The 16,998-nt window shown below is 71.2% G+C and carries 9 protein-coding genes; 7 read left to right on the top strand and 2 right to left on the bottom strand.

Going from position 1 to position 16,998, the window contains the following annotated elements; genetic code table 11:
- Nucleotides 1-172: 172 nt before the first annotated feature.
- The 3 genes from MKK58_RS04105 to MKK58_RS04095 all read left to right on the top strand — a co-directional run bounded on the left by MKK58_RS04105 (nt 173) and on the right by MKK58_RS04095 (nt 3,194).
- The gene (locus tag MKK58_RS04105; RefSeq protein ID WP_243910892.1) at nt 173-1,459 is read left to right on the top strand and encodes a lytic murein transglycosylase; all 1,287 of its coding nucleotides are present in this window, start codon (nt 173-175) and stop codon (nt 1,457-1,459) included.
- A 40-nt stretch (nt 1,460-1,499) separates the two neighbouring features.
- Nucleotides 1,500-1,967, top strand: coding sequence for an MEKHLA domain-containing protein (locus tag MKK58_RS04100; protein ID WP_243910891.1), 468 nt, complete (start codon nt 1,500-1,502; stop codon nt 1,965-1,967).
- Nucleotides 1,968-2,081: 114 nt separating this feature from the next.
- Complete coding sequence (locus tag MKK58_RS04095; RefSeq protein ID WP_243910890.1) at nt 2,082-3,194, top strand: hypothetical protein; 1,113 nt, start codon at nt 2,082-2,084, stop codon at nt 3,192-3,194.
- 4 nt (nt 3,195-3,198) lie between these two features.
- Here MKK58_RS04095 and MKK58_RS04090 read toward each other — a convergent pair whose 3' ends face one another.
- The gene (locus MKK58_RS04090; RefSeq protein ID WP_243910889.1) at nt 3,199-4,113 is read right to left on the bottom strand and encodes a LysR family transcriptional regulator; all 915 of its coding nucleotides are present in this window, start codon (nt 4,111-4,113) and stop codon (nt 3,199-3,201) included.
- Nucleotides 4,114-4,287: 174 nt separating this feature from the next.
- Between MKK58_RS04090 and leuC the strand changes: the two genes are divergently transcribed.
- Both leuC and leuD read left to right on the top strand, forming a co-directional pair.
- Nucleotides 4,288-5,754: a 3-isopropylmalate dehydratase large subunit gene (leuC, locus tag MKK58_RS04085; protein WP_243910888.1), complete on the top strand. Its 1,467-nt coding sequence runs from the start codon at nt 4,288-4,290 to the stop codon at nt 5,752-5,754.
- A gap of 2 nt (nt 5,755-5,756) precedes the next feature.
- Complete coding sequence (leuD, locus tag MKK58_RS04080; protein ID WP_243910887.1) at nt 5,757-6,365, top strand: 3-isopropylmalate dehydratase small subunit; 609 nt, start codon at nt 5,757-5,759, stop codon at nt 6,363-6,365.
- Between the two features lie 24 nt (nt 6,366-6,389).
- On the opposite strand, the gene MKK58_RS04075 is transcribed toward leuD, so the two are convergent.
- Nucleotides 6,390-7,487 (bottom strand): branched-chain amino acid aminotransferase, encoded by a 1,098-nt coding sequence (locus MKK58_RS04075; protein WP_243910886.1) that lies wholly within the window; start codon nt 7,485-7,487, stop codon nt 6,390-6,392.
- Between the two features lie 290 nt (nt 7,488-7,777).
- Between MKK58_RS04075 and MKK58_RS04070 the strand changes: the two genes are divergently transcribed.
- Together MKK58_RS04070 and MKK58_RS04065 are read left to right on the top strand one after the other, a co-directional pair.
- Nucleotides 7,778-8,227 carry a MarR family winged helix-turn-helix transcriptional regulator gene (locus tag MKK58_RS04070; protein ID WP_243910933.1) on the top strand — a complete coding sequence of 150 codons (450 nt, stop codon included), beginning with the start codon at nt 7,778-7,780 and terminating at the stop codon, nt 8,225-8,227.
- Nucleotides 8,228-8,564: 337 nt separating this feature from the next.
- Nucleotides 8,565-16,988, top strand: a complete 8,424-nt coding sequence (locus MKK58_RS04065) for an ExeM/NucH family extracellular endonuclease (protein ID WP_243910885.1) — start codon at nt 8,565-8,567, stop codon at nt 16,986-16,988.
- Nucleotides 16,989-16,998: the final 10 nt, after the last annotated feature.

Raw genomic sequence — 16,998 nt, 5'->3', positions numbered from 1 at the left:
GCCGCCGGCGGCGCGGCGGGTCAGCGCACCGCCCCCGGGTCTCGTCCTGCCCCGGTGCGCGCAAAGGCTCGGTTGACGGGACCGTACCCGATCCCCGACCGTCGCCCGTGTCCGGTCCCTTGCCGCGCGAGGCGTTCGCGCGGCCAAACCGCCGGACGAGAGGACAAGCTGCATGCGGTGTCGCCGTCGAACCCTTCGCCTCGAAGCCGCCCTGCTGAGCCTCGCCCTCGCGGGGCCGGCCTTCGGCGCGCCGCCGACGCAGACGGATGCCCCGGCCCAGACCCCGTCTCCTGTCCCCGTCCCCGCCGCCGGTCCGGAGGCGTCCGCACCCGCGCCCGCCGACTGCCTCGGCGAGATCGCCCGCGCGGCCGAGATCCAAGGCGTGCCCGCCCCGATCGCCGCGCGCCTGACGGATCTGCCCGTCGATCCCGAGGTGGTCGCGGCCACGCAGAACCAGGCGGAGTTCGTCAAGCCGATCTGGGCCTATCTCGACGCCAACCTCACCGAGGCGCGCATCGCGGCGGGCCGCGCCAAGCTGGCGGAATGGGCCCCCACCCTCGCGGCGATCGAGGCGCGCTACGGCGTGGACCGTCACATCCTGGTGGCGTTCTGGGGCGTCGAATCCACCTACGGCAGCGTCCTCGACGATCCCGGCATCGTGCGCCCCGTCCTGCGCTCCCTGGCGACGCTCGCCTGCACGCCGACGCCGCGCGCGCCCTACTGGCGCGGCGAGCTGGTGGCCGCGCTCCAGATCCTGGCCCAGGACCGGCCGCCGGCCGAGCCCCTTACCGGCTCCTGGGCCGGCGCCATGGGCCACACCCAGTTCATGCCCACCGTCTACCAGGCCTACGCGGTGGATTTCGACGGCGACGGGCGGCGCGACATCTGGACCTCGGTCCCGGATGCCCTCGCCTCCACGGCCAACTACCTCACGGCCATGGGCTGGCGGCCGGGCGAGCGCTGGGGCAGCGAGGCGCGCCTGGAGCCGGGCTTCGACTACGGGCTCGCCGACGAGACCACCGAGCGCAGCTTCGCCGCCTGGCGCGCCCTGGGCGCCACGCCCGTGCAGGCGCCGGCCGACGACGGCGCGGGGGCGGTCCTGATCGTGCCGGCCGGGGCGCGCGGGCCCGCCTTCCTGCTCCAGCCGAACTTCCGGATGATCCTGCGCTACAACACCGCCCTGTCCTACGCCCTCACGGTGGCCCATCTGGCGGATCGCCTGCGCGGCGCCCCCGCCTTCGAGCGGGACTGGCCGCGGGGCGACGCGATGCTGAGCGCGGACGCCCTCAAGGGCCTGCAGGCCCGGCTCGCCGAGCTCGGGTTCGCGCCGGGCGCCGCGGACGGCAAGCCGGGCCCCCGGACCCGGGCGGCCCTGCGCGCCTTCCAGGCCGCGCGGGGGCTGGTGCCGGACGGCTATGCCGACCCGGCGCTGGTGGAGCGGATCAAGGCCGGACCTTGACGGCCCCCGCGATGTCCCGTGCAACGTCTCGCGAGGTGCGATGAGCGACGATCCGCGTCCCGGCCCCGGCCTTGCCGGCGATCCCGGCTTCTTCCGGCTCGTGGTGGAGAGCCACCGGGCCGTCGTCGGCGTGCCTCTGATGCCGGTGCCGCCGAACGCGGCCTGGCTCTACGCGCGGGCCCCCTTCGCCCTCCTCGCCCACGATGGCGGGGCGGACCCCCGCTTCATCTACGCGAACCGGACGGCGCAGGCCTGCTTCGAATATGATTGGGACACGATCGTCGGGCTGCCCTCGCGCCTCTCCGCCGAGGCGCCGGAGCGGGCCGCGCGCCAGCGTCTCCTCGACGCGGTCGCCCGCGACGGCTTCGCCACCGGGTATCGCGGCGTCCGGATCGCGCGGTCAGGCCGGCGCTTCTGGATCGAGGACGGCGTGGTCTGGCAGCTGCGCCGCCCGGACGGGTCCGTGGCCGGCCAGGCGGCGGTCTTCGCCGCCTGGCGCGATGCGTGACCGGTATGCCTGACAAAATCCCGCCGAATATCCTCCTTGCCCTCGCCGAGACTGGACGCGTGATTTCGGCACGCGGATAGTCGCGACAACACAAAAGATCATCGGGAGGACACAATGATGCTTCGGCTGGGACTGGCCGTGCTCGCGGTCGCGTGGGCGGGTCTGGCGTCCGCGGACCCGCTGACCTTCCAGGTCGATCCGGCCTGGCCGAAGCCGCTGCCCAACCAGTGGATCATGGGGCAGGCCTCGGGGGTCGCCATCGATGCGCAGGACAACGTCTGGGTGGTGCAGCGTCCGCGCACCCTCACCGACGACGAGAAGGCCGCGAGCCTCTCACCCCCACGGACGAAATGCTGTCGCCCCGCGCCCCCGGTTCTGGTGTTCGACCAGGCCGGCACCCTGATCCGCAGCTGGGGCGGCCCCGGCGAGGGCTACGACTGGCCCCTGAACGAGCACGGCATCCACATCGATCACAAGGGCTTCGTCTGGCTCGCCGGGAACGGCGAGACCGACGGGCAGATCCTGAAGTTCACCCCCGACGGAAAGTTCGTCCTGCAGATCGGCAAGCAGGGACCGCAGACCAACAGCCTCGACACCACGCGGCTGGGCAAGCCCGCCGCGATGCAGGTCGACCCCGAGACCAACGAGCTCTTCGTCGCCGACGGCTACTACAACCATCGGATCATCGTGTTCGACGCCGAGACGGGCGCGTTCAAGCGGATGTGGGGAGCCTACGGCCGACCGCCCACGGACGAGACCCTGCCGGCCTACGATCCGGCCGCCGCCCCCGCGCAGCAATTCCGCAACCCCGTCCACTGCGTGCAGATCGCCCGCGACGGATTGGTCTATGTCTGCGACCGCACCAACGACCGCGTCCAGGTCTTCCGCCGCGACGGCAGCTTCGTGAAGGAGTTCTTCGTCGAGAAGAACACCCGCGCCAACGGCTCGGTCTGGGAGCTGGCGCTCTGGCCCGACGCCGACCAGAGCTATCTCCTCAACGCGGACGGGGCCAACAACGAGGTCCGCACCCTCAGTCGCGAGACCGGCGAGGTGCTCGGCGCCTTCGGCCGCAACGGCCGCATGGCGGGCGACTTCCACTGGGTCCACAACCTCGCGGTGGACAGCCGGGGCAACGTCTTCACCACCGAGGTCGATACGGGCAAACGGGCTCAGAAATTCCTGTTCCGGGGCGACCTGATCCTGCGCAAGCGCGCCGCCCTGCCCTGAACCCTCACCCGCCGCACCCCCCCGCCACCGCCGCCCAGAGACGTTCGGCCGGCGGGCTCTGGCGGGCCCGGGCGCGGTAGAGCCGGATCTCGATGGCGATGTCCCGGTCCGGGGGGGCGGCCCGCACCAGGGTGCCGCTGGCGAGGTCGTCGGCCACGAGGCTCATCGGCGCCCAGGCGAGGCCGCGTCCGTCGCGGGCCATGGCCACCAGCACCGAGGCGAGGTGCGAGGTGAAGCTCGGGGTCAGGCGCGCCGCGCTCCCCTCCATCGCCCGTGTGGCCGTGAGGATGCGCCCGATCCCGGACTCGCCGCTGAAGCCCAGGAGGGGGACCGGGGCGTCGGCGGTCTCCGACAGGGAAAACAGCGGCGCCGTTCCGCCCGGCGCCGGCGCGCTCACGGGCAGCAGCCGGTCGTCGCCGACGGGCAGGCCGCGAAACTGGTCCGACATCAGGAAACTCGCCGCCGCCGGATGGTGGTGGCAGAGCAGGAACTGCGCCTCGCCGCGCAGCATCGCCTGCTCGCAGGCGGCCATGTGCGCTGCCGTGAGGTGTATCGTGGCGCTCAGGGATTCGCGTGCCTCCAGCGTCCGCAGCCAGTGCGGGAAGAAGGTCAGCGACAGGGCCTGGGTCGCGGCGAAGCGCAGGGTCTCGGCGGCGGCCCGCCCGGCCTCGCGGGCGGCTTCGCGCCCCTGGTAGAGCCGGCGCAGGGTCTCCTCCGCCACCGGGCGGAAGCGGATGCCCGCCGGGGTCAGGCTCACGGGTTGGCTGTCACGGTCGAAGAGCGGGCTGCCGACCCAGTCCTCCAGGGCCCGGACCCGCCGGCTGAAGGCCGGCTGGGTGATGCCGCGCTGCTCGGCGGCTCGGGAGAAGTGGCCGCCATCGACGAGGGCCAGGAAGTCCTCCAGCCAGGCGGAATCCATCGCGTCGGTGCTTTCTTCGCCCCGTGGGGCCGGCGGGGCGCAGGATGCGAGGCCCGCGCGCACGGGTCAATCGGCCGGGTCCGGCATCGTCTCATGCCGCAACGGCATTGGCCTCGCGCCGGAAATCCGGGCTTTCTGGTCCGCACGCCCCGGCAAAGCCCGAGACCCAGACCGATGCAGGCCCGCACCCTCTACGACAAGCTGGTGGACGCCCACACCGTGCGCCGCCTCGACGACGCCGAAGGCCCCGGAGCCAGCGTCCTCCTCTACATCGACCGCACGGTGCTCAACGAATACACCAGTCCGCAGGCCTTCAGCGGATTGCGCGACGCCGGGCGCCGGGTCTGGCGGCCCGAGGCCGCCCTCGCGGTGGTCGACCACGTCAATCCCACGGCGGCCGAGCGCGTCGCCGCCATGCCGGATCCCGGCGGGGCGCGGCAGGTGGCGTATTTCGACGCGAATTGCCGGGATTTCGGGATCGAACTCCTCGACGTGCTGCATCCGCTCCAGGGCATCGAGCACGTGGTCGCTCCCGAGCAGGGCTTCGTCCTGCCCGGCATGATCGTGGCGGCGGGCGACAGCCACACCACCACCTACGGGGCGCTGGGGGCGCTCGGCTTCGGCATCGGCACCTCGGACATCGAGCACTACCTCGCCACCCAGACCCTGGTGTACCGCCGGATGAAGACCCTGCGGGTCACGGTCTCGGGAATCCTGGCGCCGGGCGTCACCGCCAAAGACGTGGTCATGGCCCTGATCCGCCGGATCGGCGCCGACGGGGCGACGGGCTACGCCGTCGAGTTCGCCGGGCCCGCGGTCGCGGCCATGTCCGTCGAGGGCCGCATGACGATCTGCAACATGGCCGTCGAGTGCGGGGCGCGAGGCGTGGTCATGGCCCCCGACCGGACCGTGCTCGACTACCTCGCCGACAAACCCCGCGCGCCGAAGGGCGATCTGTGGGCCGCCGCCTGCGCCCATTGGGCGACGCTGCGCAGCGACGACGGCGCCGTGTTCGACCGCGAGGTCGCCCTCGACGCCGCTGGAATCGAGCCGATGGTCACCTGGGGCACCAGCCCCGATCAGGCCGGCCAGGTCGGCGGCCGCGTGCCCGATCCGGCGGCCGAGCCCGATCCGGCCCGGCGCCGGGACATGGTCCGGGCGCTCGCCTACATGGATCTTTCGCCGGGCACGCCCCTCGCCGCCATCCCGATTCAGCGCGCCTTCATCGGCTCCTGCACCAACGCCCGGCTCTCCGATCTGCGCGAGGCCGCCGCCCTGGTGCGCGGCCGGCGGGTCGCGCCCGGGGTCCAGGCCATGGTGGTGCCGGGCTCCTCCAGCGTGCGCCGGGCGGCGGAAGCCGAGGGCCTCGACCGGGTTTTTCGCGATGCCGGCTTCGAATGGCGCCAGTCCGGCTGCTCGATGTGTCTCGCCATGAACGACGACGTGCTGGCGCCGGGCGAGCGCTGCGCCTCCAGCACCAACCGCAACTTCGAGGGCCGCCAGGGCGCGGGCGGGCGCACCCACCTGATGAGCCCCGCCATGGTGGCGGCCGCGGCCATCGCCGGCCACCTCACCGACAGTCGCCGCTTCGCGCAAGAAAACCGCCTCGCGCAAGAAAACCGCCTCGCGCCGGAGACCTGAGCATGCAGCCCTTCACGATCGTGTCCGGCCCGGCCGCCGGCCTGCCCGGCGCCAACATCGACACCGACGTCATCATGCCCAAGCAGTTCCTCAAGGGGATCGACCGCGCGGGCCTGGGCGAGGCCGTCTTCCACGACCTGCGCCATGCCGGCCCCGGACAGATGCGTCCGGACTTCGTGCTGAACCGACCCGAATGGCGGGAGGCGCGCATCCTCGTGGTCGGCCCGAACTTCGGCTGCGGCTCGTCGCGCGAGCACGCGGTCTGGGGCCTGCTCCAATGCGGCATCCGCGCTCTCGTCGGCACCAGCTTCGCCGGCATCTTCGCCGACAACGCCGCCAATAACGGCCTGCTGCTGATCGAACTGGCGCCCGAAGCCGTCGCCGAACTCGCGGCCCGGGCCGCCGATCCGGCGGGCAACCGCATGACGATCGACCTGCCGGCCCAGACCATCACCACCGCCAACGGCGCGGTGCAGCACTTCGAGATCCCGGCCCGGCGCAAGGATCACCTCGTCCGTGGCCTCGATGCGATCGGCGCCACCCTCGACCACGCGGACGCGATCCGGGCATTCCAGGCCCGGCACCTCGCGACCCAGCCCTGGCTCGCCTGAGCCGGGCCCGGGGCCGCCGGCGGCTCAGTACACCCGCGTGACCCAGCCGTGGGGATCGGGGGCGTTGCCGCGCTGGATGTCGACCAGCGCCGAGCGCAGCCGCTTCGTCACCGGGCCGGCGACGTTGTCGGAGACCGAGAATTCCCCGTCCGCGCTGCGCACGGTCCCGACCGGGGTGATCACCGCGGCGGTGCCGCAGGCGAAGACCTCGCGCAGGCGTCCGCTCGCGGCGTCCGCCTTCCAGTCGTCGATGGAATAGGGCCGCTCGGCGACCGTGAGGCCGTCCGCCTTCGCGAGGGTCAGGATCGAGTCGCGGGTGATGCCCGACAGGATGGTGTCGCTCAGCGGCGGGGTGACCATCGAGCCGTCGTCGAACACGAAGAAGATGTTCATGCCGCCGAGCTCCTCGACCCAGCGGCGCTCGATCGCGTCGAGGAACACGACCTGGGCGCAGCCGTGCTCCACGGCCGCAGCTTGCGCGCGCAGGCTCGCGGCGTAGTTGCCGCCGCACTTGGCCGCACCGGTGCCGCCGGGGGCCGCGCGGGTCTGGTCCCGCGAGACCCACACCGTCACGGTCTCGGAGCCTCCCTTGAAGTAGGCGCCCACCGCCGAGGCGATGACGAGGTAGAGGTATTCCGAGGACGGCTTGACCCCGAGGAAGACCTCGCTGGCGATCATGAAGGGGCGCAGATACAGGCTGCCGCCCTCGCTCGACGGGATCCAGTCGCGGTCCGCGCTGACGAGCTGCTTGACGGATTCGACGAAGACGGCGTCGGGCAGCGGCGGCATCGCCAGGCGTTCGGCCGAGCGCCGGAAGCGCAGGGCATTGGCCTCCGGCCGGAACAGGGCGGCGCCGCCGTCGGCGGTGCGGTAGGCCTTGAGCCCCTCGAAGATCTCCTGGGCGTAGTGCAGCACGGCCGCCGCCGGATCGAGGGCGATCGGCGCGCGCGCCTCGACGCGGGCATCGTGCCAGCCGCGACCCTCGACGTAGCGGATCGTCACCATGTGGTCGGTGAACACCCGCCCGAATCCGGGATCGACGAGGAGCTCGGCCCGGCGTTCCGGCGAGACCGGCGCGGCATGCGGCAGGGTGGCGAAGGAGAGGTCGTCGGGGGCGCTCATCGTCAGTCCTTACTTACGTCTCGCCGGATCGATCAAGTCTCCAGTTGGACCTGTCTCACGATGAGGCCGGCCGCCGGACGCACCGGTCGACGAGACGGGTGCTGGCGCCCTGATACGCCGATCCCCGCTTGCGATCAAATGGTTTGCATTCTAACTGTTAGGAGTCAATCGAGGGCCGGGCGCATCCCGTCCGTCACCCGCAGGAAGCCTCGCGCGTGCCGCTCCGACATTCGAATCAGGGCTCGGCCGAGAATTGGGTCGGCGACCCGGCCGAGGACCGGGCCGATCACCTGGATCGCCTCCGCCTCGCCTACACCCAGACCCTGCTCCTGTCGGGCCGGCACTGGCGGCGGGCGGCGAACGCCGTCATGGAGGCGCACGGGCTCTCGGATGCCAGCGCCGTCCCGCTCATCATGATCGCGCGCCTCGACGGCGCCCCGCGCCAGACCGCCCTCGCCGAGGCCGTGGGGATCGAGGGAGCATCGCTCGTGCGCCTCCTCGACCAGCTCTGCGAGGCCGGGCTCGCCCTGCGCCGGGAGGACCCGACCGACCGCCGCGCCAAGGTGCTCAGCCTGACCCCCACCGGCATGGCCGTGGTGGCGCGGATGGAGGCGGATCTGGCGGGCCTGCGGGCCGAGGTCTTCGCGGATGTCAGCACCGCCGACCTCGCGGCGAGCCTGCGCGTCTTCGAGGCCCTGCAGGCCTACGGCCGCACCGAGGCCGTGCCCCCGCGCCCCTGAGGCGGGGGCGGCCGTGGCGCCGCGCATCGCTCCCGAACCCGTGGCGGTGAGCCGCTTCGCGCTCCGGCGACGGGTCGAAGAAAAATCTTCGAAGGAACGGATTAAAATTCGACGTCGCTTGCTTCGATCGGTCCAGGCAATGCTTTGCCGTATCCGGATTGTCTTGGAAAGACTTCGATCGACCAGAATTCATCTGTCTGTCATGCGGCCGATTTAAGCGCGGCGTGAGCCTGGGTGTGCCGCCTCGCGAAGTCTCTCCCCCGAGATGTCGCCGCGCCGAACGGGTTCACGAGAAGCCTGCCGATCTCCGGCGTTTCGTCCTCCGCAGAGTGCCCGCATGACCACGACGCCGCATGTCCTCGCGACCGGCCCCCTCCTCCAGGCCTGGTCCAATGCCGGTGCGATCACGGCGAACGACGACTGGAGCGGGGTGCCGGGCATCGTCGGGTATCTCGGGCAGGACATCACGGCGGCCACGGGCACCGATCCGCAGACCCTGACGACCGATTCGAGCCTGGCCAACGACGTCGACGTCATCGCCAACCAGACCAACCCGAACACCCTGAACACGGGCGGCGTCGCCGAGTTCGCCCTGTCCGACCCGACGATCGCCCTGCAGGGCTCGGGCACCGCGGATGCGCCCCACCTCGTGCTCTACCTCGACGCCACCGGGCGCCGGGACGTGGTGGTGGCCTTCAACGCCCGCGACATCGACGGCTCGACGGACAACGCGATCCAGCCCATCGCCGTCCAGTACCGGATCGATGGGGGCGCCTGGAAGAACCTGCCGGCCGGATACGTCGCGGATGCCACCACGCAGGGCAGCGCCACGCAGGTGACGCCGGTCAGCGTCACGCTGCCGTCCGAGGCGAACGGCGCGGCCGGTCTCCAGGTCCGCATCATCACCGCCAACGCGGTGGGCAACGACGAGTGGGTCGGCATCGACGACATCGCGGTGTCGAGCCAGAGCGCGGCGGTGAGCCTGCCGGCCCTGTCGGTCGCCGATGCGCAGGTGACCGAGGGCCAGGCGGGCCAGACCAACCTGACCTTCACGGTCTCCCTCAGCGCACCGGCCCCGGCCGGCGGTGTGACCTTCGACGTTGCCACCGCCGACGGCACCGCGAGCGCGGGCTCGGATTACCTCGCCACGACCCTGGCCGGGCGGAGCATCGCGGCCGGCGCCACCACGACCACCATCTCCGTGCCGGTGAACGGCGACACCCTGGCCGAAGCCAACGAGACCTTCGCGCTCCGGGTGACGAACGTGGTCGGCGCGACGGTCGCCGACGGCGAGGCGGTCGGCACGATCCTCAACGACGACGCGTCCGGCGTCATCAACGGTGTGGCGGTGTTCGATGCCGCCCCCTCCCTCCAGGGTGCGCAGGGCGCCACCGCCACCGCCGCGCCGGTCGCCACCAACGCCCTGCAGCTCGTGCGCCTGGGGGGCTACGCCACCACGAACGACCCGGCGACCAGCATCGCGGCCAATGCCGAGGTGGTGGCCTACGACCGCACCACCGGCAGCCTCTACATCCAGAACACCAACGAGAACCGGATCGAGATCGTCGGCATCGGCGCCGACGGCGCCCTGGCGAAGTCCGGCGAGATCCGGCTCGCTGGCCTGGAGCAGTACGGCTCGGTGAACTCGGTGGCGGCCTCCAACGGCCTGGTCGCCGTGGCCTACGCCAACGCGACGGGCGACCAGCCCGGCCGCGTCGCCCTGTTCGACAAGGCCGGCACCCTGCTGAAATCGGTGAGCGTCGGCATCGGTCCCGACCAGATCGTGTTCACCAGTGACGGCACGAAGCTCCTCGTCGCCAACGAGGGCGAGCAGTTCACCACCGCCAGCAACCCCGTCGGCAGCGTCTCGATCCTCGATCTGTCCGGGGGCGCGGCCGCCGCCGCCGTCAGCGCCACCGTGGGCTTCGACGCCCTCAACGGCAGCGAGGCGGTGCTGCGCGCCAAGGGCCTCGCGATCACGGCCGGCAAGAGCGCCGCCGCCGACATCGAGCCCGAATACATCACCCTCTCCCCCGACAACCGCTTCGCCTACGTGACCCTGCAGGAGGTCAATGGCATCGCGGTGATCGATCTGGCCAACCCGGGCACCGCCCCGATCGCGATCCAGCCCCTCGGTTCCGTCAACCATTCGCTGCCGGGCAACGAATTCGACGCCTCCGACCGCGACGGGCCGGGCGGCACGGCCTCGATCCGCATCGCCGCCACGCCCGCCAACGCGCCGATCTACGGCCTGCTCCAGCCGGACGGCGCGGCGAGCTTCGCGGTCAACGGCGTCACCTACGTCGTCACCGCGAACGAGGGCGACCAGCGCGTCATCGGCGGCGCCGACGATGCGGCGGATGTCGCCCGCCTCTCCAGCATCGCCAACAGTCGCCTCACCCCGGAATTGCAGGCGCTCAAGGCCGACCCGGCCTATGCCCGCCTCAACGTCCTGCTGCGCACCGGCGACACGAACAACGACGGCGTCATCGACCAGCTCCATACCCTCGGCGGTCGCGGCATCTCGATCTTCCGCCAGGAGGCCGACGGCGCCCTGACCAAGGTGCGCGAGACCGGGGGCGAGTTCGAGAAGATCTTCGCGAGCCTGGCGCCGGAGCGCTTCAACAACGACCAGGTCGTGGCCAACACCCCCGACGACCGCTCCGACAACAAGGGCCCCGAGCCGGAGGGCGTCACCATCGGCACCGTCGACGGCCGCACCTACGCCTTCGTGGGCCTGGAGCGCCAGAGCGGCGTGATCGTCTACGACGTCACCGATCCGGCGAAGGCGACCTACGTCTCCTACGTGCCGCCGCTGGCAGGGGTCTCCGCCGATCTCGGCCCGGAGGTGCTCACCTTCATCGCCGCCGACCGCAACCCCACCGGCACCCCGCTCCTCGTCACCGCCAACGAAGCCGGCGGTGGCGCCACCCTCTACGCCGCCCTGCCCCAGGGTTACACGCAGGCCATCGCCTTCCAGCCCGGCTCCCTCGCGGTCGCCAAGGCCGAGGGCGATGCCGGCACCACCACCTTCGCCTTCACGGTGGAGCGCACGGGCGGCACGCTGGGCAGCCTCGCCTTCACGGCGGAACTCACCGGCGCCGGTGCGGACGGCGCCGATTTCGCCGGCGCACCGACCCTGCCGGCCACCATCGCGGGCACCATTCCGGCGGGCGCGACCTCGGCCGTCGTCACCGTCTCGGTCCAGGGCGACGTGCTGCCGGAGGCCGCCGAGGGCTTCACCGTCACCCTGAAGGGTGCCAGCGCCGGCCAGAGCGGCGTGACGGCGGCGCTCGCGGCGACCGGCACCGTGGCCACCGGCACCATCCTCAACGACGACGTCACCCTGATCTCCGCCGTGCAGGGCACGGGGGCCGCGAGCCCGCTTGCCGGCCGCACCGTCACGGTGGAGGCGATCGTCGTCGGCGACTTCCAGAACGGGGACGCCGACGCCAAGCGCAACCTCGGCGGCTTCTACCTGCAGGAGGAGGCCACGGACCAGGACGGCAACCCGCTGACCTCCGAGGGCGTGTTCGTCTACGAGGGCGCCGGCAACCTCCTGAAGGACCTCCAGGAAGGCGACCGCGTCCGGGTCACCGGCACCGTCGGCGAGTTCGGCGGCGAGACGCAGATCACGGTCACCGACGCGGCCCAGATCCAGGTCGTCCAGGCCGGCGCGGTCTCGGCCGCCGCCCTCAAGGCCGCCGCGACGGTGGTCGACCTGCCCGCCGCCGCCACGATCGGCACCGGCACCACGGCGCAGCCGGATCTCGAGCGCTACGAGGGCATGCTGGTGAAGGTGGCGCAGACGCTCACCATCACCGAGCAGTTCAACCTCGACCGCTTCAACGAGATCCGCCTCGCGGCCGGCGGGCGCCCGGAGACCTTCACCAACGCGTTCGAGCCGAACACTGCCGCCTACGCGGCGTATCTCGCGCAAGTCGCGTCGCGCTCGATCACCTACGACGACGGACTCAACGTCCAGAACCAGCCGGTCGACCTCCTCGACGGCTTCGGCCCGGCCTATTCCACCGCCACCGCGCCCCGGATGGGCGACACGGTGACGGGCCTCACGGGCGTGCTCGGCTACGGCCCCGCCAATGCCTACCGGGTCCGGGCGATCGACGACGGCGACAACGCCTTTGCGAAGGCCAATCCGCGCCCGGCCGCCCCCGACGATGTCGGCGGCAGTCTGAAGGTCGGCAGCCTCAACGTGCTGAACTACTTCCGCACCCTCGACAGCGACGGCTCCGCCACCGGCGTGAAGACCGCCATCGGCCTCGACCCGCGCGGCGCCAACACGGCCGCCGAGTTCGACCGCCAGACAACCAAGCTCGTCACCACGGTGATCGCCTCCGGGGCCGATGTGTTCGGCCTCACCGAGCTGGAGAACCAGTTCCAGCCCGGCAACCCGGGCAACGCGCTGGAATACCTCGTCGGTCAGCTCAATGCCCGCGCGGGCGCCGGCACCTACGACTGGGTGCGGCCGGGTGCCCAGCTCGACCAGGGCCAGTTCCTCGGCGGCGACGCCATCGCGGTGGGCTTCGTCTACAAGCCGAGCAAGGTCTCGGTGGCGCTGAACACCACCATCGAGAAGCTCGACGATTCGGACGTCCAGGCCTTCGACCCGGCCCTCCTCCAGCAGAGCACGATCGGCCACGTCTTCAACGGCGCCAACACCAGCCGCGCCGCCCTGGCGGCGACTTTCCGGGAGAATGCCACGGGCGAGGACTTCACGGCGGTCATCAACCACCTGAAGTCGAAGAGCGGCGCCGGCACCGGGGCAGACGCTGACCAGGGCGACGGCCAGGGCGGCTGGCAGCAGCAGCGCGAACTCGCCGCCACGGCCCTCACGAAATGGCTCGCCCTCAAGCCGACGGGGACGCAGGACGGCGACGTCGTGCTGCTCGGGGACTTCAACGCCTACATCAAGGAGGACGCCCTCGACGTCCTCAAGGCCGGCGGCTTCACCAACCTCGCCGAGGACCGCCTCGCCAACCCCTATTCCTACGTCTTCGACGGGGCCTACGGCGCCCTCGACCACGCGTTGGCCAATGCCAGCCTGAACCGCCAGGTCACTGGCGTCACCGAGTGGCACATCAACGCCGACGAGGCGGACGCCATCGACTACAACCTCGATTTCGGCCGCTCGGCCGCCTATTTCGACGGGCTCGTCCCCGCCCGCGAATCCGACCACGATCCGATCCTGGTCGGGCTCACGCTCGACCAGACCGCGCCGCGCCTCGTTGCCGCGACGCCCGCCGACAATGCCCTCAAGGTCGCGGTGGGCGCCAACATCGTCCTGACGCTCAGCGAGGCGGTGAAGGCCGGCACCGGCGCCATCACGATCACCGACGGGGCCGGCGACACCCGCGCCATCGCGGTCGGCGACACGTCCCAGGTCTCGATCAGCGGCGCCACGGTGACGATCAACCCAAGCACCGACCTCAAGGCCGGCACCGCCTACGACGTGATCGTCCCGGCGGGCGCCCTCGTGGACACCGCCGGCAACGCATTCGCCGGCATCCCCCAGGATCAGCTCGACTTCACGACGGAGACCCCGCCGGCCATGACCTACACGCTCCAGATCCTGCACGCGTCCGATTGGGAAGCGGGCCTCCTGGCCACGCAGCGCGCGGCGAACTTCACCGCCATCGTCGACAAGCTCGAAGATTCGACCCCGAACTCGATCACCCTCTCCACCGGCGACGGCTGGATCCCGAGCCCGTTCTTCATCGCGGGCGCCGACCCGCAGCTCGCCGCCACCTATAACGGCGTCTACAACCAGCTCTACGGGCTCACCGGCTCGGCCGCCTACACCAAGCTTGCGGCCTCCGTCGGCCGGGCCGACATCACCATCCAGAACATCATCGGCGTCCAGGCGGCGGTGTTCGGCAACCACGAGTTCGATTCCGGCCCCACGGAAGTCGCCAACATCATCGGCGCCAATCTCGGCACGGCTGCGGGCAATTCCGACGACACCTGGGTCGGTGCCCAGTTCCCCTACCTCTCCACCAACCTGAATTTCTCGCGGGAAGCGGCGCTCTCGGGCCTCGTCAACCCGAACGTCTCCAACGCCACCTTCGCCCAGACCGGACCGACCTCGACCCAGACCGGCACCGGCGCGGACAAGATCGCCAAGTCCACGATCCTCGTGGAGAATGGCGAAAAGATCGCCTTCGTGGGCGCCACCACCCAGCTCGAGCCCCTGCTGACGACGCTGGGCAACGTCACGCTGGACGGCTTCAACGGCCAGGACAACGTCGCCCTGCTGGCAAGCCAGATCAACGCCGAGGTCGACCGGGTGCTCAGCCTCAACCCGGACGTGAACAAGGTCATCGTCGGCACGCACCTGCAGCAGCTCGCCAACGAGCAGGCCCTGGCGCCGCTCCTGCGCAACGTCGACGTGCTCATCGGCGGCGGCTCGCACACCCTGCTGGCCGACGGCGACGACCGCCTGCTTCCCGGCGACACGGCCGCCGGCGGCTACCCGCAGTTCTACACCAACGCCAGCGGCCAGACCCTCGCCCTGGTGAACACCGCCTCCGAGTATTCCTACGTGGGCCGCCTCACCGTCACCTTCGACGACCAGGGCAACATCATCCGGAACTCGGTGAACCCGGCCACCAGCGGTGCCGTGGCGGTGGACGACGCCAGCGTGGCCGCGCTCTACGGCTCGACCGCCGCCGCCTTCACCCCCGGCAGCAAGGGCTTCCTCGTCCGCGAGGTGATCGAGGGGCTCGACGCCAACAACGACGGCGTGCAGGAGACCGCCGGCATCGCCGACGTCATCCGCGCCCAGGACGGCAACATCCTCGGCCGCTCCAGCGTCTACCTGGAAGGCCGGCGCGGCGAGGTCCGCACGGAGGAGACCAACCTCGGCGACCTCTCGTCGGACGCGAACCTCTGGTACGCCAAGCAGTTCGATGCCGGCGTCACCGTCTCGATCAAGAACGGCGGCGGCATCCGCGACTCGATCGGCTCGTTCTCCACGGCCGGCGGCGGCACCAGTGAGCTGCCCCCGGCGGCCAACCCCTCGGCCGGCAAGCAGGCCGGCGACATCTCGCAGCTCGACGTCACCAATTCGCTGCGCTTCAACAACAACCTCGCGGTCGTCACCGTCACCGCCGCCGAACTCGAGCGCGTCCTCGAGCACGGGGTCGCCGCGGTGGCGCCCGGCGCCACCCCGGGCCAGTTCGCCCAGGTCGGCGGCATCTCCTACAGCTTCGACGCTTCGAAGCAGGCCCAGACCCTCGACGTGAACGGCAACGTCACCCGCGAGGGCCAGCGCATCGTCAACGCGGCGATCATCGACGAGAACGGCCGCGTCCTCGACACCCTGGTGCAGAACGGCCAGCTCGTGGGCGACGCCAACCGCGCCATCAAGGTCGTGACCCTTGACTTCCTCGCCACCGGCACCGCCTCGGCGCCGGGTCTGGGCGGCGACAACTATCCCTTCCCGGCCTACGGCGAGAACAAGATCGCCCTGCGCGACGCCGCCCCGGTCTCATTGCCCGACACCGAGACCTTCGCGGTCAAGGGCTCCGAGCAGGACGCGCTCGCCGAGTACCTCAAGGCCTTCCACGCCACGACGCCCTACGGCACCGCCGATACCGGGCCGGCCGGCGACCTGCGCATCCAGAACCTCGCGGCGCGGGCCGACACCGTGCTCCAGCGCGGCGTCCTCAAGAACGGCACGCCCGAGGCCGACACCCTGCGGGGCACGGCCTTCAGCGACATCCTCAACGGCGGGGCGGGCGACGACATCGTCTACAACAGCGCCGGGGACGACATTCTCACCGGTGGCGCCGGTCCGGGCGGCGCCACGCAAACTGACACTCTGATCTTCGCGACGGCGCTCGCCGACGCGCAGGTCTGGCAGGAGGGCAACTTCACGATCGTTTCCGGCCCGGAAGGGCGCGACGCCATCAACGGCTTCGAGCGCATCCAGTTCTCGGACGTGACGATCAATCTCGCCGACGGCAACCGCCTGGTGGACGACCTGTTCTACCTCGCCCGGAACAAGGACGTGCTCGCCGCTGGCCAGGACGCCGACGCGCACTACGCGGCCTACGGGGCGAGCGAGGGCCGCGACCCGAACGCCTTCTTCTCCACCAAGGGCTATCTCGCCACCTACACGGATGTCGCGCAGGCCAAGCAGAACCCGCTGACCCACTATGACACCTACGGCTGGAAGGAGGGCCGCGATCCGGGCGCGAATTTCGACACGCAGTTCTACCTCGCCCGCAACGCCGACGTGAAGGCGGCCGGCATCGACCCGCTGACCCACTACATCGAGTACGGCCAGGCGGAAGGCCGCGCGATCTTCGACGCAGTCGGGTTCACCGCGAACATCAAGGGCGGCTTCGATCCCGAATTCTACCTTCTGGCCAACGCGGACGTGGCCCGGGCCGCCACAGTTGCCGGCGGCGACATCTTCGCCTTCGCCCGCCAGCACTTCGACAGCACGGGCTGGAAGGAAGGCCGGGACCCGAACGCAGTGTTCGACACCAAGGGGTATCTCGCCGCCTACGGCGACGTCGCGGCGGCCGGGGTGAACCCCTTGGACCACTACGACACCTACGGCTGGAAGGAGGGGCGCGATCCGGCCCGGGATTTCGACACCTCCACCTATCTCGCGGTGAACAGCGACGTCGGCCAAGCCGGGATCGACCCGATGCAGCACTTCCTGCAATACGGCCTCATCGAGAACCGCTCGGTCCTCAACGACGGCACCTTCGGCGCCGGAACCCTCGGCTGAGCCGCAAACT

It is taken from the genome of Methylobacterium sp. J-078 (genome assembly GCF_022829285.1).
GTDB lineage: Bacteria > Pseudomonadota > Alphaproteobacteria > Rhizobiales > Beijerinckiaceae > Methylobacterium.
Note: the sequence above shows the minus strand (reverse complement) of the source record. Positions and strands in the feature narration are given on the sequence as shown.